We start from the raw sequence: 24,306 nt of genomic DNA on the forward strand, positions 1-24,306 counted from the left end.
GCGGCGGGGTACGCCCCCGCCCTACAGCTTGCTCTGGCCGGGCGGGGGGTAATACTCCCGCCCGATTTCTCACCCTTCCCCAAGACTGCTCATCAAAGGCACCGCTAGATGCTGAATTTCACTATAAGGCGACTGATACTTTCGGTCCCAACGCTTTTGTTCATCAGCCTTGTGATATTCATGCTGTTGCAACTGGCCCCCGGCGATCCTATGGCACAGGTCCCTCTTACGGTTCCGCCAGAGGTCAAACAGAAAATGCGCGAGGCGCTTGGCCTCGGTGCGCCTGTCCATGTTCAATATCTCAAATGGCTCCAACAATTCTTTGTTGTCGAGCCGATGGTCTTTATCGACTATCTGACCGCCAAATCGACGCTGCTCGGCTGGCTCCCCGATACGCAACTGTCGATGACGACCGATCCTGTCACCGGCATGTTGGTAGAAAAGCAGCGCGTTATCAGCTGGCAAACCCGCTCGCCCGTGATGGACATTGTGTTCCAGCGGATGCCACAGACCCTTTGGGTTGTCGGGCTCAGCTATGTTGTAGGGATCGCCATTGCCATTCCTATCGGAATCTATTCGGCGTACCGCCATTACTCTGTATTCGATCAGGCAGGCACATTCGTCACCATGGTCGGGTTTTCAATCCCGCCATTCTTCACCGGCCCGCTACTCATCGTCATTTTCTCGGTTAGCCTTGGATGGCTGCCTTCGATCTATGACACCACACTGGTGGTCAACAGCTGGGACACCTTCAAAATCCAGCTGATGCAAATGATCATGCCTGTCATGGTTCTGGCCCTGCAAACCACGGCCCAGATCAGCCGCTACATGCGCTCAGCGATGCTCGACAACCTCAATCAGGACTATGTGCGCACTGCCCGCGCCAAGGGCCTGAAAGAGGCAACCGTGATCATGGTGCATGTGCTACGCAACTCGATGATCCCCGTGGTCACTGTCATCGCTTTGGGCATGCCAGCCATCTTTGGAGGAGCGATCATCACCGAGAACGTGTTCAAGGTGAACGGCATCGGCCAGCTCCTGCTCACAGCGCTCTTCGCAAATGATTTGCCGATGGTAATGACACTTACCTTCATCTTCGCCATTCTCATTGTGCTCTTCAACCTCATCGCCGACATCCTCTACGGCGTGCTTGACCCAAGGATCCGCTATGACTGAGCAAGCAATACCCGCCAGCCCGATCGAAGCAGACATCGAAATCTACGGCGCACTGCAGGACAAGCAACCGGGCAAACCGCCCCGCAGCCAGTGGCGCGATGTATGGGACCAGCTGCGCAAGCACAAAGGTGCAATGCTGGGCGGTGGTTTCCTGGTCTTTATTACGCTTGGCGTGCTGATTGGGCCTTATATCTGGGACATCTCCCCAACCCAGCTCGACATCCGGAACAAGGATTGGCGCCCCGTCTATACCCTGTTGTGGGATGATGGCGCCAAAGCAGGCTGGGCGCACCCCTTCGGTACCGATCAGCTGGGCCGCGACATCCTCGCTCAAATGATTTCTGGTGGGCAGGTCTCCATGGCAGTGGGCTGGTCCGCGATGATCCTTGCCTTGCTCATCGGGACAGCCATCGGCGTAGCTTCGGGATATTTCAAACGCGCCGATTTCATTCTGATGCGGTTTACCGATCTGGTGCTTTCCCTGCCGATCCTACCCTTGGTGCTGCTGGCCGTGACGCTGTTTCGGCAACCTTTAACCAGCTTTTTCGGCTCGCCCGAAAAGGGCATGTTCGTGCTTATCGTCTCCGTGATTGCCCTGACATCATGGATGCAAACCGCCCGTATTGTACGCGGCGATATTTTGGCGCTCAAGGAACGCGAATTCATTCTGGCCGCTCGCTCCATCGGATCCAGATCTTCCAAGATCATCTTCCGCCATCTTCTCCCAAACGTGATTTCACCGATCATGGTGTCGGCCACACTGGGCCTCGCGACGGCAATCATCACGGAAAGTGCGCTTTCGTTTCTGGGTGTAGGCTTCCCCTCGGATTTCCCGACCTGGGGAAAGCTGCTATCGGATGCCGTGGTCAGAATGCAGGAATATCCCGAGCGCGTATTGCTGCCCGGCATCCTGATCTCTCTTACTGTGCTGAGTGTGAACTACCTTGGCGATGGTTTGCGTGATGCCCTAGATCCCCGCATTCGCGGCCGCTAACATCAGAATAACGCCGCGCGCGGATCTGCCCTGCGCGCGGCATTCCTTCATCTTTTTAATAAACTCGAATACCGTGCGCTTGCATATGCAATGGCTGTGTATTGTTTACTCGATGTGCTTGCGCAGACGCCGCACAGCACCCCAGACGATCAATACTACCGGAAGGGTCACCGCTGCCGTCAGACCGCCCTTGCTGATGCCCGTAACCTCGGCCAGTGGATACAGCAGATATCCTGCGAGCGAGACGGCATAATAGCTGATCGCGACAACCGACAATCCCTCAACTGTTCGCTGAAGACGCAACTGGAGATCGGCCCGCTTGTCCATGCTCTCCAGTATCGACTGGTTCTGCGCCGAGCGCTCTACGTCGACCCGCGTGCGCAGCAGATCAGATGCCCGAAGTGCTCGGGCCGACATTCGCTCCAGCCGGCGCTCCATCGAGATTACAGTGCGCATCGCAGGCTCGTAGCGGCGCATCATAAATTCACCAAAACCCTGCCGCCCCTCGAAACGGGCCTCGCGCAGCGCTCCGATCCTCTCGTCCACAATCGCCTTGTAGGCGGCTGTACCCGCGTAGCGGAACGAGGTCTGTGCAACGACATTTTCCAGTTCGACCGACACATCCAGCAGCGCGTTCAACGTCTCCTCCGGGCGCATTTTCTGCGCGCTCATCTTGGCCATCAAATCGCTGATCTGGCGATCCATCTTGCCCACCTGCCCGCCGATTTCTCGCGTCAGGGCAAAGCCAAGCATGGACATCGTCTTGTAAGTCTCGATCTCCAACAAACGCTGGATGATCCGCCCGATACGTCGCGATCCCGTTGCAGCAGGAACAAATGCCGCGAACCTCGAATGTCCCGCCGGATCAATGCGAAAATCACTTGCTACCACCGCAGCCCCTTCTAGGACATACGCAGCAGCAAGGCTTTCGGGCACAAACCATTCGCGCAGCTGCTCAAGCATATCGTCTGTGTTGTCCGGCATCGGCATCAGCCGCAGCAAGCTGGAAGTCAGGCGCTGGCCCGGTGTCGCATCAAGCCATGCACTCGGGAAGACATCGAACTCGGCCGGATCGAACGGACGGCTGCTTAGGTCCTCACCGAAAGTGGTGTAGGTCACAAATTCGGTATGCTGTTCCCATTTAAGATGGAAGCGCCCCATCGCACCGTAATAATGCGTAGCATCTTTGTCGGGGAGCGGTGCGCCGTAATGCTTTAATAAGGCCACCAGATGGTCCATGTCCGCGCCACGGTCACGGTCCCGCGCGGCTGCATCCCCTGCCTGTTTAATGGCCAAAAACGCTACAACCTGCGGGGCATTAACATTCGGGAAGGGCCGCGCATGCAGCTCTCCGGTCAGGGCATAGCGCAGCGGGTGATCGGAGATGGGGGCCATGGAGCAATTCCTTAGGGTAACTTCAATTCTGTTTGACCCTACGCAGGCCGCTACCACAACTTAGAAGATACAACGCCAAAGACAACTTGCGCGTACCACTGCATACTTTTCCACCTATCGGAAATTTCAGCAATCCCGAACGCAAACGCCCCGCTGTTTCCAGCGGGGCGTTTGGTAAAGTATCTCGCCAGAGAGGCGTTAATCAATCATCGGCAGGAGCTTATCCAGTGACGCCTTGGCGTCGCCGTAGAACATACGCGTATTCTCTTTAAAGAACAGCGGGTTCTCAATACCGGAGTATCCCGTACCCTGACCGCGCTTGGACACGAACACCTGCTTGGCCTTCCAGCATTCCAATACCGGCATACCGGCGATCGGGCTGTTTGGATCGTCCTGTGCGGCGGGGTTAACGATGTCATTCGAGCCAATAACAATCGCCACGTCGGTGGTGGGGAAATCATCGTTGATCTCGTCCATCTCCATGACGATGTCATAAGGCACCTTGGCCTCCGCCAGCAGCACGTTCATGTGGCCGGGCAGACGCCCCGCAACGGGGTGAATGGCAAAACGCACATTCTTACCCTTAGCGCGCAACTTGCGCACCAGTTCGGCAACACCTGTTTGCGCCTGTGCCACCGCCATGCCGTAGCCGGGGATGATGATGACGCTGTCCGCTTCGTTGAGCGCCGCTGCAACACCTTCCGCCTCGATGGCAATCTGCTCGCCCTCGACCGCCATCTGCTCACCCTGCGGGCCACCAAAGCCACCGAGAATAACGCTGACGAAGGAGCGGTTCATCGCCTTGCACATAATGTAGGACAAGATTGCACCAGATGAGCCAACCAGCGCACCGACAACAATCAACAGATCGTTGCCGAGGCTGAAACCGATCGCCGCCGCAGCCCAACCCGAATACGAGTTCAGCATGGAGACAACCACAGGCATATCAGCGCCGCCAATGCCCATGATCAGGTGATAGCCGATGAAAAGCGCCGCCAACATCATCAGGAACAGCGGGAAGAAGCCGCCTGTGTTAAAGTACCACACCAGTGTGATGACAGAGATAGCCGCCGCCCCGATGTTCAGCATATGACCGCCCGGCAGCTTTTCTGCCGCAGACGAGACACGCCCTGCCAGCTTTCCGTAGGCGATCACGGATCCGGTAAACGTCACCGCACCGATGAATACGCCCAAAAACAGCTCGACCCGCAGAATGTTGATCTCGACCGCTGATTTCTTGGCAATCAATGCCGCGAATGTCCCCAGCGCGTAAGGATCGCCACCCGCAGCCATATAACCGGCCACACGTCCGATTTCGAAATGCGCGATCAGACCGACGAACACCGCCGCCAGACCGACGAGGCTGTGCATTGCGGCGACCAGTTCGGGCATTTGCGTCATCTGCACCTTCGTCGCCAACTGGTAGCCGATGGCACCGCCACCCGCGATCAGCAGGATCGACAAGGGCCAGTATCCCGCACCAGGTCCGATCAGCGTTGCCGCCACCGCCAGTGCCATACCAACAATACCGTACCAAACGGCACGCTTTGCACTTTCTTGTCCGCTAAGCCCGCCCAATGACAAGATAAAGAGGATAGCAGAAACGACATAAGCCGCTGTTGTGAAACCAAAATCCATTTGCTTAAGCTCCCCTTAAGATTTCTGGAACATGGCGAGCATGCGCCGTGTCACGAGGAAGCCGCCGAAGATGTTGATGCCACACATAAACACCGACAAAGCAGCAAGAATAACCACCAAAGCGGAGCCCGAGCCGATCTGCATCAGCGCCCCCAGAATGATGATCGAGGAAATCGCATTCGTTATCGCCATCAGCGGTGTGTGCAGGCTGTGCGCCACGCCCCAAATGACCTGAAAACCGATAAACACCGACAGAACGAACACGATAAAGTGCTGCATAAAGCTGGCGGGAGCGACCAGACCGACCGCCAGCAGCAATGCGCCGCCGACCCCAAGCAAGATCACCTGATTTTTTGTCTGTGCCTTGAACGCGGCCATCTCTTCGGCGCGCTTTTCTTCCGCCGTCAGCACCTTTGGGGCAGCAGGTTTGTTTTTCTGCTGCGCAATGGCGTTGATCTTGGGCGGCGGTGGCGGGAACGTGACCTCGGAGGCATGGGCAATCGTCGCGCCCCGTATAACATCGTCCTCCATATTGTGATTGATCACACCGTCTTTTTCGGGGGTCAGATCGGTCATCAGATGACGGATATTGGTGGCATAAAGGGTAGAGGCCTGCGCACCCATCCGGCTCGGGAAATCGGTGTATCCGATGATGGTCACGCCATTTTCGGTTACGATCTTCTCGTCCATGACGGTCTGCTTGCAGTTACCGCCCTTCTCTGCGGCCAGATCTACAATCACCGATCCCGGCTTCATCGCTGCAACCATATCGGCAGTCCAGATCTCCGGCGCCTCGCGGTTGGGGATAAGCGCGGTAGTGATCACGATATCAACCTCAGGCGCAAGCTCGCGGAACTTGGCCAGCTGCGCCTCGCGGAATTCGGGCGACGAAACAGAGGCGTATCCCCCTGTTACCGCCCCGTCCTGCTGTTCTTCCTCGAAATCGAGGTAGACAAACTGCGCGCCCATACTCTCGACCTGTTCGGCCACTTCGGGGCGCACGTCAAAGGCAAGCGTAATCGCGCCCAGCGCTGTCGATGTTCCGATCGCGGCAAGGCCGGCAACGCCCGCCCCCACAACCAGTACCTTGGCTGGCGGGACCTTGCCCGCCGCTGTGATCTGACCGGTAAAGAAACGGCCAAAGTTGTTGCCTGCCTCGATCACCGCACGGTAGCCCGCGATGTTCGCCATGGAGCTGAGTGCATCCATCTTCTGGGCGCGTGAAATCCGCGGGATCATCTCCATCGCGACGACAGTGGCGCCTTTCTTGGCAGCCGCCTGCATCTTGTCCTCGTCGCCCACAGGGCTGAAGAATGAAATCAGTGTCTGACTCTCGCGCAGCCGCTTCATCTCGGACGCGTCAGGCACCCGGACTTTGGCGACGATATCGGCCTCTTTCCAAAGTGCCGCTGCGGTTTTGACAACCTTCACGCCCGCACTCTCATAGGATGCGTCGTCAAAGCCTGACGCCATTCCCGCGCCTGCCTCGATTAGGCACTCATGCCCTAGTTTTTGCAATTGAAGCGCACTGTCAGGCGTCATCGCCACACGGCGCTCGCCCTCGAATACCTCTTTAGGTGTCCCGATCTTCACTCAAAATCTCCCAAATTCTTGTTTGGTGCCGAAACTGGCGTGTCGTAGATGATGCTCTGACCTACCGTGCAGACACTCGACAGACAAGCGCACGCCCCCCGTAAGATGCTATCTTGTGCACCTAATATTACGCTTTTGGAACAATTTACGGCAAATAGTTCCGCATCGCACCGTTGAAACATTATTTCACTTGCTCTTAAGCCTGCGCAACAATGCATCCAACGTCGAAATAGAATCACACGCAGAGTACCTAAATATGCTTTTCGCGACATCCGTGTGCTCGGTCGGTTTAAAGATCACCCTTCGGGAAGAAGCCGAAATTGCCATCACCGAGCCAACACGGCCGGCCTGCTTGCAAGCGACAATATAGACTGTGGATACTTGTCGGCCTGACGCAGCGTCCGCGCAGGCAAAAGCCGCTTGTTTCACGGCACACGCCCCTTCACGATGGCACTCTCAGGGAGGAGACAATTATGACATTGACCGGAAAACACGCACTTATCACTGGTGGGGGTACAGGCATTGGCCTTGCCATCGCTCATATGCTGGTGGAACGGGGCGCGCACGTCACGATCACGGGGCGCCGCATCGAGGTACTCGAAGAAGTTGCCACCGAAGGCATGACCGCCATCGCGATGGACGTGCGCAACGAGGACGATGTGGTGACCAAAATCGCCGCTGCCGTTGCTGCGCGCGGTCCGATCCAGATATGCGTACCGAACGCCGGACTGGCCACGGGAAAGGCAGCGCATAAGACCGATATGGAGTTCTGGCGGGATATGATGTCGACAAACCTCGACGGTGCATTCCTCACCATTCGCGAAAGCCTAAAGGGAATGCGCGAGACAGACTGGGGCCGCGTAATCGCCGTCTCGTCAATGGCGGGCCTCAGAGGTCTGCCCGGTGCGGCGTGCTATTCCGCATCCAAACATGGCATGATCGGTCTCATCCGCTCGCTCTCGGAGGAGTATATGGGCAAGCCATACACCTTCAATTCGCTATGCCCCGGCTATGTGGACACCCCTATCGTCACCCGCAACACGCAATCGATATCCGAGCGCGCAGGCATCTCGACAGAATCCGCCCGCGACATGATGGTGAACGCAAACCGCCACAAACGCCTGATCACAGTGGAAGAAGTGGCAGCCGCCGCTGCATGGCTTGTTGGTCCAGACAGTGGCAGCATTAATGGTCAAAGCTTGGAAATTGCCGGCGGACAGATGTAGCATCGACCACGACAAACGGCGGGGTGGCGAAAGGCCTCCCCGCCAGTGGTGACTTTATACTGCCCGCGCAATCGCTGCAGGACGTATTCCAGCCGCCCAATCGCGCGCCGCAGCGCCGAACGCTTGAAACAAGGGGCGCGATACCGGATCCTTCGCAGCGGCATATTCGGGATGCCACTGCACAGCGAGTGTAAATCCCGGCGCCCCGTCAACATATATAGCCTCCGGCGTGCCGTCTTCGGCAACGCCGTCGATCACAATACGCGGCCCTGCATTTTTGATCCCCTGCCCATGCAGCGTGTTCGTGCGTACGACTTCCGTACCCATCATACGGTGGAACACACCACCCGCAGTGAACCGGACGTCATGGCGAAGCTCGAACTTTTCTTCCGTCGTGCCATCGGGCGGCATGCGGTGGTTCATCCGCCCCGGCAAATCGCGAATTTCGGGATAGAGCGTACCGCCCATCGCCACATTCACTTCCTGAAAGCCCCTGCAAATTCCGAATACAGGTTGCCCTGTCGCCACGCAGGCCCGCGTCAGTTCCAGCGCTACGGCGTCGCGTGCACGGTCAAACGCGCCATGCGCCGGTGTTTCCTCTTCGCCGTATTCCTCGGGATGCACATTAGGCCGACCACCCGTGAGCAGGAAACCGTCGCAGCACGCCATCAACTCAGGTACCGATACCAGCGCAGGATCAGACGGCACAAGAATCGGCATACAGCCTGCAACCTCCGCAATCGCCTGTGAATTCATGATACCACCGGCATGGACAGCATACTGGTCATTCAAAAGATAGCTGTTGCCAATGATCCCGATAACAGGCCGACCCATACGCATAAACTCCCTATTGAGGTGGATTTCGCAAAGCCTACCTTGGACGAAGACATCCCTCAACACCGCAATGACAAAATATGCACCGTAAAGGGCGGCCCCGCCTTTTAATCAGGCAAATGTTACCCCTCGCCGTTCAACTTTGCCGCCTCGATACCGGCCATGGCTGCAATCAAATCATTATCGGATGTATCGCCTGTTACGCCAACGGCACCAATTACTGCACCCTTGGCAGAGCGCAGCAGGACACCGCCAGGTACCGGCACGACCTGACCGCCGAACAACCCGTTCACCGCGCCCATGAAATATGCCTGCGCCTCGGCCCGCGCCATCTGCGCTGTGCCTCCCATGCCCAACATCACCGCGCCATACGCTTTTCCGTGCGCAATCGCGAACCGCCCTGGCGAGGCACCGTCCTGACGCTCGAACGCGATCACATGCCCGCCTGCATCCAGCACAACGACCGACAAAGGCTTGAGGCCGAGTTCATTCCCTTTTTCAAGTGTCTTGCGGATCACAACCCGCGCCTTGCTCAATCCTACAGTCATATCTTGCTCACTCTTCATTTTTTAAAAATCTTCGGGAGTTCGTGGCGGAGGCTAGCCACTTGGACCGGCCTCCGCCCAGCAAACCTCAGCTTGCTGCTTTCAGCTCCAAGCGGCGCGCATGCAAGACCGGTTCGGTATAGCCGGAAGGTTGGGACGCACCCAACAGCACCAGATCACAGGCCGCCTGAAACGCGATCCCGTCAAAGCCGGGTGCCATCGGCTTGTACGCGGTGTCCCCCTCATTCTGGCGGTCCACTACGGCCGCCATCTTGCGCAGCCCTGCCATCACCTGCTCTTTGCTAATCACACCATGGTGCAACCAGTTGGCCAATGCCTGCGCGGAGATGCGGCACGTCGCGCGGTCTTCCATCAGGCCCACATCATTGATGTCCGGCACTTTCGAGCAGCCAACCCCCTGATCGACCCAGCGCACCACATAGCCCAGAATGCCCTGTGCGTTGTTCTCGATCTCGCGGGTGATCTCGGCGTCGCTCAAATTGCGTCCGCCAAGTACTGGCACGGTCAACAGATCTTCAAGCGTGCCGCGCGCACCACCAGCTGCGATTTCGTCTTGCCGCGCCATTACATCAACCTCGTGGTAGTGCATGGCATGCAAAGTGGCAGCAGTGGGCGAAGGCACCCAGGCGCAGGTTGCCCCCGATTTGGGATGGCCGATCTTGGTCTCGATCATCTCTGCCATCCGGTCAGGCATCGCCCACATGCCTTTTCCGATTTGTGCGCGCCCTTTGAGGCCACAGGCCAGACCGATATCCACGTTGCGGTCTTCATAAGCACCGATCCATGCAGAGGCCTTCATATCACCCTTGGGTACCATTGGCCCTGCATGCATCGACGTGTGGATTTCGTCGCCTGTGCGGTCCAGAAATCCGGTGTTAATAAATGCCACGCGCGACTTAGCCGCGCGAATGCACTCACCCAGATTCACTGACGTACGGCGCTCTTCGTCCATGATGCCCAATTTGACCGTATTGGCGGGCAGGCCCAGAGCGGCCTCGACATGCGTGAAAATCTCGTCGGCAAAAGCCACTTCGTCTGGTCCGTGCATCTTCGGTTTTACCACGTAGACGGAACCGGTGAGCGAGTTGCCCCCTTCGCGGGCGAAATCATGCATCGCGATGAGCGTGGTGATCATGGCGTCCATCAAACCTTCGCCAACTTCCAGACCATCACTGTCCAGCACAGCGGGGTTGGTCATCAGGTGCCCCACGTTGCGGATCAGCATAAGCGAGCGGCCTTTGAGCGTTAGTGTGCTGCCATCCGGTGCGGTATAGTCGCGGTCGGGGTTCATCACACGGGTGACAGTCTTGCCACCCTTCTCGAAGCTCTCCTTCAAATCACCACGCATCAATCCCAGCCAGTTGGCATAGGCAACCACTTTATCTTCGGCATCCACCGCCGCAACGCTGTCTTCACAATCCATGATCGTGCTCAGCGCCGATTCCATCACGACATCCGCCACATGTGCAGGATCGCTTTTGCCAATCGGGTGATCGGCATCAATCACGATCTCGATGTGCAATGCGTTATTCTTGAGCAATACGGCCGTAGGCGCCTCAGCCGAGCCTTTGTAACCCGCAAACTGCGCTGGATCGGCCAGCCCAATCGCATGATGCACAGGCGGCGCAATCCCCGCACTGTCGGTCGTTCCGACCGAACGATGATCCGAACTGTTAAGCATCAACCCTTCAAGGACGCCATCTACAACACGGTAGCCTACCAGCTGCGTATGGCTGCCCGACACCAGCGGCGCCGCCTCGTCGAGAAACGCCTTTGCCCGTGCCACAACCCGCGCGCCGCGTGCAGCATCATATCCCTTGGCTGTCGGCAAATCGCCCAGCGCATCGGTCCCGTAAAATGCATCATAGAGCGAGCCCCAGCGCGCATTTGCGGCGTTCAGTGCAAAGCGGGCATTTGTGATCGGTACAACCAACTGCGGGCCAGGCGTCGACGCAATTTCGATGTCTACATTTGTTGTCTCGATCTGAAAGGGCGCACCCTCTGGCACCAGATACCCAATCTCGCGCAAAAAGGCGGTGTATTCCGCAGCATCATGGGGCTGGCCCTGACGCGCATCATGCCACGCATCAATTTTGCCTTGGATCTCGCTACGCTTGTCCAGCAATGCGCGATTCTTCGGCCCCATGCCGTGGACCAACTCCGAAAAACCGCTCCAGAAAGAATCTGCACTTACATCAAGTCCGTCCAGCGCGTGATTTTCAATAAATTCAACCAGTTGTTGGTCTACCTGCAGTCCGTTGCGGTCCAGTCTTTGCATGATCTCTCTCCCTGTGCGCGGCACATTAGTTTCCGATAGGAAAATACGTTCGGGCAAGGGTTAGTGACAAGAGCAATGCGTCGCAAGAGGTTTTGGTAAAATTACCTTACCAATTAGCGTGAATTTCAGCGTGCCTTGGGCCTCTCCCGCTTGCAGCGCTCGGAGCAATAGCGCACCTCGTCCCAAACCGCTTCCCATTTCTTGCGCCACGCAAAGGGCTTGTTACAGGTCGCGCAGACCTTTTGCGGAAGATCGGATTTTTTTACGTGCTTAGCCATAGCCGGGAAGTAGAACTGCCTCACGCATAAAAAAGGGCGCCGCAAGGGCGCCCGACAACAAATTTTTAATATGCCCACTCTAAAGTGTTCATCACTCGGTCGCGGCAGGCGTCTCGCTGTTGTTTGTGCCCGGTGAGTAGGTATCGGTTTCGGCTGCAGTTGCCGTAGACTTGGATTCGTCAGCGTTTGTTACAGCCTCGCCATCACCGGCGTTTATCATGTTAAAGCCCAGCAACAAAATCATCATCAGTGCACCGAACGCCATTGCTCCCTTAATCCCCCACAAGGAGGGGCGGTGCTTCTTCTCTTGACGGTCGAGGTTTGTGTCGGGTGCAGACATCGGGTGTACTCCTTGATTGCTTTATCCCCGGCCTTGCGGACGGGGTGTTGGGTAATTAACGTACAAGAACCCCGATGGTTCCCCCAAACCATTGCTGGGTCCGCCCAATTCGTTTCAGGAGCCCCTATGCGCGATGCAGCCCCCCAAACCATCTACCTCAAAGATTACACCGCATTCGGCTGGCAGATTAATCACGTAGCACTCCATTTCGTCCTCGATCCGCATAAGACGCGCGTGCGCAGCAAAATTGAGTTCGTTCCCAATGCCGACGCACCCGCACAGCGGTTTTTCCTCCACGGTGAGGCGCTTAATCTTGTATGGGCCCGTATCGACGGGCAAGACATCAACGTCACGCTCACACACGAAGGACTTACCTGCGATGTGCCAACTGGCCCATTTGTGTGGGAGTCAGAGGTCGAGATCGACCCGAAAGGCAATACGGCACTAGAAGGTCTTTATATGTCGAATGACATGTACTGTACCCAGTGCGAGGCTGAGGGGTTTCGCAAAATCACCTACTATCCCGACCGTCCGGACGTGATGGCGGTATTTACGGTGACTATCGATGGTCCTCATCCGGTATTGCTGTCCAACGGCAATCCTGTGAGCGCATCCAAAGACTACGCTGAATGGCATGACCCCTGGCCGAAACCGGCTTACCTCTTTGCGCTCGTCGCAGGTGATCTGGTCGCACACCCAGGCAGCTTCACCACCAAAAGCGGACGCAATGTTGACCTCAACCTATATGTTCGACCCGGAGACGAGGGCAAATGCGCCTTCGGGATGCAGGCGCTCAAGGATTCAATGAAATGGGACGAGGACGTCTATGGCCGTGAATACGATCTGGACCTGTTCAATATCGTTGCCGTCGATGATTTCAATATGGGCGCGATGGAGAACAAGGGCTTGAACATTTTCAACTCCTCCGCAGTGCTGGCCTCTCAGGCGACCTCGACAGATACAAATTTCGAGCGGATCGAGGCAATTATCGCGCATGAGTATTTCCACAACTGGACCGGAAACCGCATCACCTGCCGTGACTGGTTTCAACTGTGCCTAAAAGAAGGGCTGACCGTCTTCCGCGACAGCCAGTTCACCAGCGATATGCGAAGCGCAGAGGTCAAACGCATCGAGGATGTGATTGACCTGCGTGGACGCCAGTTTGCAGAGGACCAAGGCCCACTAGCCCATCCAGTTCGACCAGAGAGCTTTCAGGAAATCAACAACTTCTACACCGCCACAATCTACGAAAAAGGCGCAGAGGTCATCCGCATGCTCAAAACACTGGTCGGTGATGCGGCCTATGCGCAGGCTGTTACGCTCTATTTTGACCGCCATGATGGCGATGCCGCCACAATCGAGGACTGGTTGAAAGTTTTCGAGGACACCACCGGTCGTGACCTTGCACAGTTCAAACGCTGGTATTCGCAAGCGGGTACACCACGCCTAAAGGTAACAGAAGAGTGGCAGGGCGACACCCTGATATTGACGGTCACCCAGTCTACACCGCCCAGCGCCTCCACGCCCGATCCTCAGCCCTTCGTGATCCCCATCGCTGTGGGCCTCATCGGTGCGGATGGCACAGAAATTCAGGCCACAACCGTTCTGGAAATGACGCAAGCGACACAGAGCTTCAGCTTTACGGGGCTGGCGGGACGGCCCGCGGCCTCTATCTTACGGGGCTTTTCGGCACCTGTGGTGCTCGATCATGCCGCCGATCATGCACATCTGCTGGCCTATGATACCGACCCGTTCAATCGCTGGGAAGCGGGCCGCACGCTTGCGCGCAACACGCTTTTGGGCATGATACTCAAAGGAACGCGCCCGGACCCTGCGTTCCTGCGCGGCCTGCGCGCCGTTGTGACCGATGATTTGCTCGACCCGGCCTATCGCCGCTTGATGATGGCCCTGCCCGCCCAATCGGATCTGGCCACAGCACTGCATGATGCCGGCCATGTGCCCGAGCCTGACATCATCCATGCAGCGTTGGAGGCACTGCGCGATGCGGTGGCGCGGGAACTGGCCGATGTGCTGCCGGCACTTTACGCTGACAATCAGGTCACCGCGCCCTACGCGCCCGACGCAACACAAGCGGGTCAACGCGCGCTCGGAAACTCCGCCCTTTCCCTGCTCACCCGCAGTGATGGCGGCAAGCTGGCGCAAGCGCAGTATGACAATGCCGACAACATGACCCAACAACTCGCCGCGCTGGCAAATCTGATCCGCGCCGGACGAGGCGAGGCCGCCCTCAACGCGTTCGAGCTGCAATGGAAAGACGACCGTCTGGTGATGGATAAATGGTTTGGCCTCCAAGTGATTGAGGCGGATCCAGAAGACGCCCATGAGGTAGCCGAAGGTCTGACAGGCCATCCTGATTTCAAATGGAAGAACCCCAACCGGTTTCGCGCTGTCTTCGGATCGCTAATTATGAACCATGCAGGTTTTCACCATGCCTCTGGCGCGGGCTACAAGCTGCTGGCCGACTGGCTTATAAAACTTGATCCCGTGAACCCGCAAACAACTGCGCGCATGTGCTCTGCCTTTCAGACATGGAAGCGTTATGACAATGACAGGCAAGCTCTTATTAAAAAACAATTAAATCGCATACTTTCCACTCCTGATCTCAGCCGCGACACCACCGAAATGATCAGCAGAATCGTGCAGGCCTGAACGAAGAGTTGACCGCGATGTTCGAATTTATCCTCCTGCTGGGCGTACTAGGGCTCGCCGCTTACGCCTACCGCCGCTTTGGCCGCAGCTCACTTGGTGGTGGTGGGGGTATGACTGCCCCCGCCCCTGTGCGTGCCGCTGCGCGCCGTCTCGGCTACCGCGTGCAGCCTAACGGCCATATCACACAATCAATCCATACGCCCGAGCTGTGCATTGCGGCGCTAGCAACCGCCTTTTCCCAGATGGATAAGCGTGAACATCTTCCCGAAGGCGTAATCGCGGCCTCGCTGGAAAAGCGCCTGAATGTCGAGGCACGGGAGGCCGGCGATCTGGCGATGCTCGGAACTTGGTTGGTCACCCAAAGCGGCGGCGCGTCACCCGCATTCCAACTCCTAGCCAAACGGCTCAAGCAGCTTGACCATGGTCCCGACTTTGACAAGCTCATGCGCGTGCTGGGCCATATTACCGCAGCGGGCAGCAAGGGAATGGCCAGTGCCCCGCAGGCAGATGCCCTTGGCGCATTGGCAAGCATTTTCCGCACCGCATGAGCAGCCTTCCCTATACCTTTCGCAGTTCGGGCCGAAGGCCGTCAACAGCCCTCGCGGTAGTGACAATCTGGGCACTGATATTCGCGGCTTACGCACTGCTGGATGCGTCACCTGCAATCCTTGCGGTCGTTGGGGCATTCACGCTCCCCGCCCTTTATGATCTGGTGCGCGATCCGCAGAGTAGCCTCACCCTCGACACGCAGACCCTGCGGTGGGTAAGCGGCAGACAGGAGGCCGAAATCGCGCTGGCAGAAATTGACCATTTGCGTTTTGATACGCGCCTTGACCTGTCAGTACGCCTGACGGTCGTGCGCCCGTCAGGCATTAAAATCCGCATACCCTACCCTGCGACACCACCCCACACACTGTTCGAGGCTGTCGCGCAGGACGCAGGCGTGACGACCCGAAGATACCATTTCACTCTGATCGGTTAGGGACGCGCTTTTGGGCGGATTGCATCCGCACCGACGCAGTAATTCTGCCGCTTGAGCCATGTCGCCATTTCGTTTCGTTTGGCTGGATTGCGCATCGGCCCCCAATCCGCCGACACACCACGCCATCGGCTGTCATAGCCGTGGATCACGCCGTCCCGTGGAACTGTGCGTGCCATAATCCGGACTGCACAACTCAGGTTTGCGGCGCCGTTCTTGAGTGCCTCGCCGGTGCCCACATTGCATTTATAACTGCGCGCCGTGGCAGGCAGGATTTGCAGCAGGCCAAACCATTGCCCGCTCCCGCCCACGGCCCAGGGCTTGTAGGTACTCTCGTACTTGGCCAGCGCCGACATGTATCCCACCCAAAATGCGCTGCGCCGCATAGCGTCATTCGCGCTGTATGCAGGGCACCAGTCCGCAATGTCACGTGGCACCATCTCGACCAGCGGTCTACCGTGATCCTTGAGCGCGGACATCGCCGCACGTGTCCACAGGGCGTTGCCCTTCATATGCTGCCAGCGTGTGCGCGGCACATAGCCGCTGCGCGCAGGGGGGCGTGCGGCGATGGCACTGCCGTTGAGAATGGGCGCATTCGCCGTTGATACAGCAACCGGTGCCGCCACACTGCGCGGCAGATACGGGCCAGTTTGCGAAGTGTCCGGCAGCACAGCGGCTATTTCCGGCATCCCTTTGACAGGCGGTCGCAGTACGTCATCCGTTTGGGCGAATCCTCCACCGGCCCAGAGACCCAGCATCAATGCCAACACCCCGGTTCCCGATGCGACGCCCCTATAATTCACTCTGTTCATAGGACGCAGTATGATCCGCCGTTTTCTATGCTGACAAGCATAATAACCCAGCATTGTTTGCCGAAGTGAAACACTCTGCCGTGCTTGACGGTAATTCCCCCAAGACCTGCAACAATCTGCCGCATTTGAGGTCATCCTGCACGTTAACGCCCAGCGAATATCGCGACATCAACGTTCCACTGCCACGATCGCGCCCCAATGCTGGGCGAAAAACAATCACAACAATACGCCCTTCCATCGTCGCCGCGCTTTTCAGCTTTTGGAATCCTTTATGACGCATCTGGCATCTCTCGTTCGCAAACTTTCCGGCCTGCGCCTCCGGTCGCAGACAGTGGCCGCGCCTGCACTCAGCGAAAAAACCACTGTTGGGAATGCCGACGCCGCGCCGGCAATCGCCAATACCGCTTTGGCGAAAAATGCATCACAGGCGCAGACTGCCGCCGACAAGGCACACGCGCCCTCTCCCTTCCGCAAGAAACGCGATACAAGCACATTAAAGGAGGCAAAGGGTCTCCGCAGGAGTGCCAAAGTTACAAAAATCCATCGTGTTGCTGATACCGGAACGACAACCCAAAACGAGCCGCAACATCACATCGTGGTGAACGGTCATAATGCGCAGAGAACCGCACACATTGGCGGCGCTTGCAAAAACCTTCACAACCTTAGCATTCCGTGCCCCGATCCAACACGGGAAGAGCGTATTCGCGACGCCCACCAGAACCGCGCGTTGAAACTGGTCCGGCAGGAAGACTGGGACAAGCTGATCGCGATGATCACCACCGCAGACCGCGACCGTTCCCTGACCGATGGCGGTATGTCCGTTGCCGAACTGATGGCATTTGGCGCACGCGCTGATGTGGTTCTGGCGGTAGAGCATGCGCTGGTCGACCGAACCCCGGAGCATGACGCCCCCATGTTGCGCGGGATTGAAGCGCTCGAATATGTGTTGGCGGAATATCCTGACAATTATGTGATCGGATGTATCGTTGCACAGGCGCATATCGACATCGCATGGGCCTGGCGCGGCGTCGGCTGGGACGTGGAGATCGCCCCGCGCAACCGCGAAGCATTCGATGCGCATTTCGCCCGTGCCCGTGACATCGTGGTCTCTTTCAAAAATATGCCAGAAAACTCGGCCTTGCTGGCAAGTACGGCATGCGCGTTACTTCGTGGCGATAATTACAGCACTGAATCTGTTGCAGACCGGTATCAGGCACTAATTGATCTTAATCCGAAAAACATCAGCTCACTGAGGGCCCTCGGCACGCATATGTTGCCACGCTGGTACGGATCCTATGCCGCGCTCGAACTTGAGGCACGGAGGACGGCGGCGCGCACGACGAGTGAATGGGGCGCGGGAGGATATGCGTGGGTCATGTTCGACGCGATCACGGTCGATGACAAGGCCTGTGCGCAGCTCGATCTCCCCTTCTTTATCGAAGGGTTGCGCGACATTGTTCGCCATCGTCCTGAACCCCACACAATCAACCTTTTGGCCGCGTACTGCGCAAATACAATGGGTCAGGCCTATTCCGGCAATGATGCAGCTGACCATACCCGCGCCCAGATCGCCGCTTGTGCCGACTGGATCGTCCGCGAGCATTTGACCGAATTGCACCCGATGATCTGGGCCCATGCGGCACAGGGTTTCGCCAACAACCTGCGGGTGTCCTCGCCTTCGCGCTTTGCTGCTGCCGGTCAGGATGACGCCCTGCGGATCATTGCGGGTCTTTTCAAACGCGAGATTGCCGAAGGAAAACGGATCGTGTTTACCGATCAAGGGCCTGTTGCAACCGCTGCCTGATACCGCAAGGCCATTCAGCTCCCGGTGCGCGCCACAAACAGGCGCACATTCTTGGTCTTGCGATGCTCCAAATCGGCCCGCCACCTCTGGACACCCAGACGCCTCTCTGCCTAATATTATAACTCAGGGAGAGAACCATATGACATATAAAACCGCCGCGGCAGATATCGCTCTGCGCGACCAATCCATTACAGAACGCGTCTTTGAAAGCCTGGAGGCACGGCCCGACGAGGTAGTACTCACAGACGGCACAAACGGCAGTGCGATGACGGCTGCCGAGTTCATGGCGCAGGTCAAACAGCTAGCTGGCGGGCTTACCGCACGCGGCATGGGCGCGGGCAAGGTCGTTGCCCTGATGTCTCCCAACATACCACATTACTGTGTTGTCTTTCATGCGGTCGCATGGGCCGGTGGCACAATCACTACGATCAACCCGACCTATACTGCATCGGAGGTCGCCCACCAGTTGCGCGACAGCGCCGCCGACATCCTCATCACCATCCCGATGTTCCTAGAGACCGCGCAAGCGGGCGCCAAGGATGCCGCCGGTCAAACGGTTGTGGTCGTGGGCGATGCTCCCGAGGGGATCGAGCCACTGTCGGCCTATTATGGCGCCCCGATCGAGGCACAGGTACCTGTCGATCTGGATGCGCATTCTGTTGTGCTACCCTATTCGTCGGGCACGACCGGCCTGCCAAAAGGTGTGCGACTGAGCCACCGGAATCTGGTAGTCAACGTCGACCAGATCATCGAGAATGCCGATTTCCAGAAAGGCGAAGTAGCCGCAGCGTTTCTACCATTCTTCCACATCTACGGCATGAACGTACTGATGAACGTGCATCTTGCGGGCGGTGGCGCGCTGGTCACCATGCCGCGTTTTGACCTTGAGTTGTTTCTGCAGATTTCACAGGATTACAAAGCGCGCCGCATGTGGATCGTCCCCCCCGTTGCACTGGCGCTGGCCAAACATCCCATCGTCGATAATTACGACCTTTCGAACCTTGAACAGATCTTCTCCGGCGCCGCCCCCTTGGGCGGCGAGGTGTCCGATGCTGTCGGCAAACGCTTGAATTGTATGGCGGTGCAAGGGTACGGCATGACCGAACTCAGCCCAGTTTCCCACACGACCCCCCTTGAGAAACCCAAATCCGGTTCTTCCGGCGTGGCTCTGCCCAACACCCTATGCCGCATCGTGGATCCCACCAGCGGCGAGGACCTGCCAGCAGGCAAAGAGGGCGAGTTGTGGATCAAAGGCCCACAGGTGATGAAAGGCTACCTCAATAACGAGAAAGCCACCAAAGAGACGCTGACCGAGGATGGGTGGCTCAAAACCGGTGACATCGCCTATATCGACGAAGAGGGCTACATGTTCATCATGGACCGCCTGAAAGAATTGATCAAATTCAAAGGTTTTCAGGTCGCACCTGCGGAACTGGAGGCCAATCTGGTCACGCACCCCTCTATCACAGATGCCGCAGTGATCGGCATTCCCGACGACGAAGCAGGCGAACTGCCGATTGCATTTGTTGTGACAAACGATGCAGATCTGACCCTAGAGGCGATCCAGACCCATATGGCCAAGACACTGTCGAAGTACAAACTGGTACAAAAAGTCATGTTTGTTGAAGAAATTCCGAAATCCGCTTCCGGCAAAATCCTGCGCCGGGTGCTCAAGGCGCAAATCAGCTAACTCTTTCTATCGGCTGACGCTAAATTGCTCCACCTTTCGCAGAGGTGGAGCAATAACCCTTAAACCAGTAAGATATCATGCAGATGCGCAGAGCATTTAATGGCCCGGCTATCAGCCCCCATTAATACTGATAAGTATTCGCATGAATTAAAAACACATTGCCCTAGAACATGCTGAACTGCCGGTCATCCCCTTTGCTCTCGGGCTCGGCTTGCTTCTTTTTAGCCGCGCGCTGGGCTGTAAGGCTCGAACCGAGCTCTTCAACCTCAAGGGCCATATCCTCGGCCAGTTCTTTAAAATCGGCACTATCCAGCCCTTGATCCAATGCCAGCCGAAGCGCTGTCACATTGGCCTGATACCGGCGCGCCAGCCGCGCTGGATCAGCCGCCGAGCCCAACTCACCCGCCGATTGTGCGGCTTTGAAAACCGCCTCGAATTCGGCCTGCATCTCGCCCATATACTCTTGCGTGATCCCCGCGATGGCGGGGTCCGTCGTGCGGGTATCCACCAGCGTTTTTGTCAGCATGCAAGCGCGCCGTGCGGCATCTCCCGCACCGAGCAGCGCGAATTTACGCAAATGTGCAGCCAACCCCGCCAAGGGCGATGGAGCTTGCGCCATCTGCGCCCGAAACCCCTTTCGCGAGCCCTCGAAATACTTCGCCAAGGCCAGCAAAAACAGATTTTCCTTACTGATGAAGGCCGCATAAATGCTACCCGGCTTCATGCCCAGCACCCCCTCCAGATCCTTGAGCGAGGTCGCATGAAACCCTTTCTCCCAAAACACGGCCATCGCAGCATCAAGCGCCTTGTCGCGGTCATAGGGAGCAGCGCGTGCCATAGTCAGCCCGCCCCTTGTGCCAGCTGTTCCAGAATATTGGTGAAGTTCTCGGTGCCTTGGGCACCTGTCACCAGATGCTGACGGTCAAACACCACTGCCGGCACACCGCGGATGCCCTGCGAGGTCCAGAACTGCTCAAGCTCGCGCACCTGCGGGGCAAAGCGTTGATCGGCCAGAACAGCAGCAGCCTCGGCGCGGTCCAGCCCCGTCTCGCTCGCGATATCGGCCAGCACTTCTACGTCCGACAAATCCCGCCTATGGGTGAAATGTGCCGTAAACAGCGCCATCTTCAACTCATGCTTGCACCCCTGTTCGCCCGCCCAGTGCAACAACTGATGGGTGTTAAACGTGTTATGCATACGCATATCCGGCGTGAACTGGAAATCAAATCCCAGCGATGTGCCCAAATCGGTCATCTGGGTACGACTCTGCTCAGACTGCTCGGGCGTGGAGCCATATTTCTCTATGATATGCTCACGCATATTCTGCCCTTCGGCTGGCATCTGCGGGTTTAGCTCGAAGGGATGCCAATGCACCTCATGGGCCACATCAGTAGCCTCCAAAGCCACCGACAGCTGCCGATAGCCGATAATGCACCACGGACACATCACATCCGAAATAATATCAATGCGCAGGGGGGTCGTCATGGGATCGTCCTCTTCATTATCACGGCCGGTGGTCGGCAATATATCACGCAAGGTGCCGCACGACCACTGCGCGGGGGTAATTTGAACCTAAAAACAATGGATCGGGGCAGTGAAACCTTGCCCCGATCCGTCGATCATACCGAAGCGCTTATTTCGCAGCCTGACCTTTACGCTCCCATGCGAACTTCTCAAAAACCTGATCCACGGGCGTTTTCGCAAAATGGTTTGTGTAGTTCGACATCAGCTTTTGGGCTGCACCAAGGATCACCTCGAGGATATTCGTGCTGGTGAAGCCTGCGTCTAGAAACGCCTGCGTATCCGCCTCGTCAACAAATCCCCGGTTCTGGATGACCAGAAGGGTGAAGGTACGCAGTGCCTCCAACTTGGGCGTGGGCAGCGCGGTCTCGTTGCGCAGCGCCTCGGTGATCGCGTCATCAACCTTCATCATCTTGGCGATACCGGTATGGGCGGGCACGCAGTAATGGCAGTTCTGCTCGACGTTGATAGTCTGCCAGACGACCGTTTTTTCCTCATCACTCAGGCTGGTGGCCATGAACTGCTGGTGGGCAAAGTTGTAGGCCGCCAAAAGCGGTGGCGCATCTGCCATTATCGCGTGCAGACCCGGAATGCGGCCATTGTTCTTGAATGACGTCTCCAGCAAAGGCTTGGAGGCTTCGGGCGCACTTTCGATGGAGTGTTTGGTGAAATTAGTCATGATTTATCCTTCTCATTTCTTAATCTGTACCGGACAGATAATCAGACTTGAGTGATTGCTCAATGGGAAAATTTGAGCAATCACTCAATCGTGAGGAAGCACAGACAGCACCGCCTCCGCCGCCTCCAGCGCACCCTCGGCATAGCCGCCAAATTGGGGCGCAACTTCGGTGCCCGCAAAATGAAGGTTTCCCTCCCACAGGCCCCGCATCGTGGCAGGCAAAGTATAGACTGGATGGGCAAAGAGTGGTGCAAGATCACTATCGGTCGCTGTAAACGGATCGGCCGCCCAATCCTTTACAATTAACTGTGCAGGCTGTGCGGCACTTGGCCCGAACAACCGCCCTAGCTGTGCGCATATGTGACTGCGTAGCACATCCAAATTGCGACGCCCCTCCGGCGGCACACCCACAAACCCGAACAAGGCATAGGGTCCACCGCTCTCCGGCGAGGCATCGTGGATTTCGACCATCGGACCACGCCTGCTGGTCGCATCCCCCGACTGCCCCGCTTCGCGCCAGAAGGCACGCTCATATATTGCAACCGCCTTGGCCTGCCCTGCCATCCACGTGGGGACGGCCTCCATCGCCTGAGTTGTCGCGTCAGGCAGCGCTGGAGAGAAACGGATGCGCGTCGCAATACGCGGCGGCAGTGCCAGAACCACCCGCTGCGCCTCTATTGTGCTGCCGTCTGACAATCGGGCAGTGATGCCCTCTGCGCCCCGCTCCAGTGCGACAACAGCCGCCCCCGCCCGCTTGCGTGCCGCAGGGAGTGCTTCCGCAAGCTGCTCTGTTAGCGCGCCAAGCCCGCCATTGATCCGAAGCGATCCTTCCATCGAAGAGAACCCACGCCCGCGCTGCACCTGCCCTTGCGCGTCCTCGAAGGTCAGCGCTCCACTGGCATATTGCCCGAACACCTCAAGGCCGAGCCGCGCAACCAGCGCAGCGATACGCGGCTGCCCCTCCCAGAACCACGCAGGCCCCAGATCAAAATAGCCGTCTCCGACAAGCGCAGTTTTGATCCGCCCGCCAAACCGCGCACGGGCCTCGACGAGCAGATATTCCTGCCCCGCAGCCTCCATCGCCTCCGCCAGCGCCAGCCCGGACAGACCGCCACCGACGATAAGCGTGTTCATGCAGGTGCTCGGGCGTGGACAAGATGGCCCGCCTTCATCCACAGTTTTGCACCCTCTGGCCCCGCCACAACATCCAGCGCATGCCCAGAAGGAAGCCGCAGCCATGCGCCTTTTTGCAGTGTCTCACCTTCGCGGTTGAGTACGCCCTCAAGCACCAGCATCTCAACTCCGCCCTTAGCGGCATCGTGGAAAGCCGCTCCCGCATCAAGCTGCGCATAGGTCACAACTTCGCGCCTATCACGGTGCAGCACGGCTTGGGCCACGCCCGCCTCAACCGGCCCCACTGCATCGGCCATCACGGTGCTGAACTGCGTGCGGTCGGCCAAATCAAACTGCCAAAGCTTCACAAAAATCGTGCACCCCTGATCGGACCGTGGCGTATGTGCCGTCGTCGGCGGATTGCGCACGTAGGTACCTGCCGGATAATCGCCGTGCTCGTCCTGAAAAACGCCTTCCAGAACGATAAATTCCTCACCACCCGAATGCGTATGCTCAGAAAACCGGCTGCCAGGCGCATAGCGCACGATGGTCGTGGCCCGCGCTATTTCCTTACCAATCCGGTCCAGCATCCGCCGATCGACCCCCGCCATCGGCGAAGCAACCCACTCGGTCCGCTCCGAATCCACCAGCACAGTCTCGTCAAAATTGGCATTGAGTTCCATAATCTCACCTTATCGCACTATAAATTTCCTCCGTCCT

Annotated in this window: 22 protein-coding genes; 8 read left to right on the forward strand and 14 right to left on the reverse strand. The window is 57.6% G+C overall.

Features of this window, described 5'->3' with window-relative positions:
• Positions 1-108: 108 nt before the first annotated feature.
• Both C8N30_RS01235 and C8N30_RS01240 read left to right on the forward strand, forming a co-directional pair.
• Complete coding sequence (locus tag C8N30_RS01235; RefSeq protein WP_025062673.1) at positions 109-1,176, forward strand: ABC transporter permease; 1,068 nt, start codon at positions 109-111, stop codon at positions 1,174-1,176.
• Positions 1,169-2,170, forward strand: coding sequence for an ABC transporter permease (locus C8N30_RS01240; RefSeq protein WP_025062674.1), 1,002 nt, complete (start codon positions 1,169-1,171; stop codon positions 2,168-2,170). Before C8N30_RS01235 ends, C8N30_RS01240 begins: the two co-directional genes overlap by 8 nt.
• A gap of 105 nt (positions 2,171-2,275) precedes the next feature.
• On the opposite strand, the gene C8N30_RS01245 is transcribed toward C8N30_RS01240, so the two are convergent.
• The 3 genes from C8N30_RS01245 to C8N30_RS01255 all read right to left on the reverse strand — a co-directional run bounded on the left by C8N30_RS01245 (position 2,276) and on the right by C8N30_RS01255 (position 6,796).
• The gene (locus C8N30_RS01245) at positions 2,276-3,565 is read right to left on the reverse strand and encodes a DUF3422 family protein (RefSeq protein WP_025062675.1); all 1,290 of its coding nucleotides are present in this window, start codon (positions 3,563-3,565) and stop codon (positions 2,276-2,278) included.
• A 198-nt stretch (positions 3,566-3,763) separates the two neighbouring features.
• Positions 3,764-5,203, reverse strand: coding sequence for an NAD(P)(+) transhydrogenase (Re/Si-specific) subunit beta (locus C8N30_RS01250; RefSeq protein ID WP_025062676.1), 1,440 nt, complete (start codon positions 5,201-5,203; stop codon positions 3,764-3,766).
• Between the two features lie 15 nt (positions 5,204-5,218).
• Positions 5,219-6,796, reverse strand: coding sequence for a Re/Si-specific NAD(P)(+) transhydrogenase subunit alpha (locus tag C8N30_RS01255; RefSeq protein ID WP_025062677.1), 1,578 nt, complete (start codon positions 6,794-6,796; stop codon positions 5,219-5,221).
• 473 nt (positions 6,797-7,269) lie between these two features.
• Between C8N30_RS01255 and C8N30_RS01260 the strand changes: the two genes are divergently transcribed.
• Positions 7,270-8,022: an SDR family NAD(P)-dependent oxidoreductase gene (locus tag C8N30_RS01260; RefSeq protein WP_025062678.1), complete on the forward strand. Its 753-nt coding sequence runs from the start codon at positions 7,270-7,272 to the stop codon at positions 8,020-8,022.
• A gap of 54 nt (positions 8,023-8,076) precedes the next feature.
• Here C8N30_RS01260 and C8N30_RS01265 read toward each other — a convergent pair whose 3' ends face one another.
• The 5 genes from C8N30_RS01265 to C8N30_RS01285 form a co-directional block, all read right to left on the reverse strand.
• Positions 8,077-8,856, reverse strand: a complete 780-nt coding sequence (locus C8N30_RS01265; RefSeq protein ID WP_025062679.1) for a gamma-glutamyl-gamma-aminobutyrate hydrolase family protein — start codon at positions 8,854-8,856, stop codon at positions 8,077-8,079.
• Positions 8,857-8,978: 122 nt separating this feature from the next.
• Entirely contained in the window at positions 8,979-9,404 is a 426-nt protein-coding gene (locus C8N30_RS01270) for a GlcG/HbpS family heme-binding protein (RefSeq protein WP_025062680.1), read from the reverse strand.
• Positions 9,405-9,489: 85 nt separating this feature from the next.
• A complete protein-coding gene (locus tag C8N30_RS01275) occupies positions 9,490-11,700 on the reverse strand; it encodes a malate synthase G (protein ID WP_037967942.1) in 2,211 nt (736 codons plus the stop codon).
• 125 nt (positions 11,701-11,825) lie between these two features.
• On the reverse strand, positions 11,826-11,978 hold the full coding sequence (locus tag C8N30_RS01280) for a DUF2256 domain-containing protein (RefSeq protein ID WP_084273597.1): 153 nt from the start codon (positions 11,976-11,978) through the stop codon (positions 11,826-11,828).
• A 91-nt stretch (positions 11,979-12,069) separates the two neighbouring features.
• Positions 12,070-12,318: a hypothetical protein gene (locus C8N30_RS01285; protein ID WP_025062682.1), complete on the reverse strand. Its 249-nt coding sequence runs from the start codon at positions 12,316-12,318 to the stop codon at positions 12,070-12,072.
• 126 nt (positions 12,319-12,444) lie between these two features.
• Here C8N30_RS01285 and pepN point away from each other — a divergent pair, with 126 nt between their 5' ends.
• Genes pepN through C8N30_RS01300 form a run of 3 tightly spaced genes read left to right on the forward strand, consistent with a single transcriptional unit; the run spans position 12,445 to position 15,970 of the window.
• Positions 12,445-14,988, forward strand: coding sequence for an aminopeptidase N (pepN, locus tag C8N30_RS01290; protein WP_025062683.1), 2,544 nt, complete (start codon positions 12,445-12,447; stop codon positions 14,986-14,988).
• Positions 14,989-15,005: 17 nt separating this feature from the next.
• Positions 15,006-15,536: a hypothetical protein gene (locus tag C8N30_RS01295; protein WP_025062684.1), complete on the forward strand. Its 531-nt coding sequence runs from the start codon at positions 15,006-15,008 to the stop codon at positions 15,534-15,536.
• Positions 15,533-15,970 carry a hypothetical protein gene (locus C8N30_RS01300; RefSeq protein WP_025062685.1) on the forward strand — a complete coding sequence of 146 codons (438 nt, stop codon included), beginning with the start codon at positions 15,533-15,535 and terminating at the stop codon, positions 15,968-15,970. The genes C8N30_RS01295 and C8N30_RS01300 overlap by 4 nt, the downstream gene beginning before the upstream one ends.
• Here C8N30_RS01300 and C8N30_RS01305 read toward each other — a convergent pair.
• Positions 15,967-16,737 (reverse strand): transglycosylase SLT domain-containing protein, encoded by a 771-nt coding sequence (locus C8N30_RS01305; RefSeq protein ID WP_025062686.1) that lies wholly within the window; start codon positions 16,735-16,737, stop codon positions 15,967-15,969. The two genes, C8N30_RS01300 and C8N30_RS01305, sit on opposite strands and share 4 nt — an antisense overlap.
• 313 nt (positions 16,738-17,050) lie before the next feature.
• On the opposite strand from C8N30_RS01305, the gene C8N30_RS19545 reads away from it, so the two are divergent.
• Positions 17,051-18,583 (forward strand): hypothetical protein, encoded by a 1,533-nt coding sequence (locus C8N30_RS19545; protein WP_025062687.1) that lies wholly within the window; start codon positions 17,051-17,053, stop codon positions 18,581-18,583.
• 139 nt (positions 18,584-18,722) lie between these two features.
• Entirely contained in the window at positions 18,723-20,273 is a 1,551-nt protein-coding gene (locus tag C8N30_RS01315; protein WP_025062688.1) for an AMP-binding protein, read from the forward strand.
• A 163-nt stretch (positions 20,274-20,436) separates the two neighbouring features.
• Here the strand turns inward: C8N30_RS01315 and C8N30_RS01320 are convergent, their stop codons facing one another.
• The 5 genes from C8N30_RS01320 to C8N30_RS01340 form a co-directional block, all read right to left on the reverse strand.
• Positions 20,437-21,111 (reverse strand): TetR/AcrR family transcriptional regulator, encoded by a 675-nt coding sequence (locus tag C8N30_RS01320; RefSeq protein WP_025062689.1) that lies wholly within the window; start codon positions 21,109-21,111, stop codon positions 20,437-20,439.
• 2 nt (positions 21,112-21,113) lie between these two features.
• Complete coding sequence (locus C8N30_RS01325) at positions 21,114-21,758, reverse strand: DsbA family oxidoreductase (RefSeq protein ID WP_025062690.1); 645 nt, start codon at positions 21,756-21,758, stop codon at positions 21,114-21,116.
• Between the two features lie 148 nt (positions 21,759-21,906).
• Complete coding sequence (locus C8N30_RS01330) at positions 21,907-22,473, reverse strand: carboxymuconolactone decarboxylase family protein (RefSeq protein ID WP_025062691.1); 567 nt, start codon at positions 22,471-22,473, stop codon at positions 21,907-21,909.
• A gap of 84 nt (positions 22,474-22,557) precedes the next feature.
• Complete coding sequence (locus C8N30_RS01335; protein ID WP_025062692.1) at positions 22,558-23,607, reverse strand: flavin monoamine oxidase family protein; 1,050 nt, start codon at positions 23,605-23,607, stop codon at positions 22,558-22,560.
• A complete protein-coding gene (locus C8N30_RS01340; protein ID WP_025062693.1) occupies positions 23,604-24,269 on the reverse strand; it encodes a cupin domain-containing protein in 666 nt (221 codons plus the stop codon). Before C8N30_RS01340 ends, C8N30_RS01335 begins: the two co-directional genes overlap by 4 nt.
• Positions 24,270-24,306: the final 37 nt, after the last annotated feature.

This window comes from Sulfitobacter guttiformis (genome assembly GCF_003610455.1).
Lineage (GTDB): Bacteria > Pseudomonadota > Alphaproteobacteria > Rhodobacterales > Rhodobacteraceae > Sulfitobacter > Sulfitobacter guttiformis.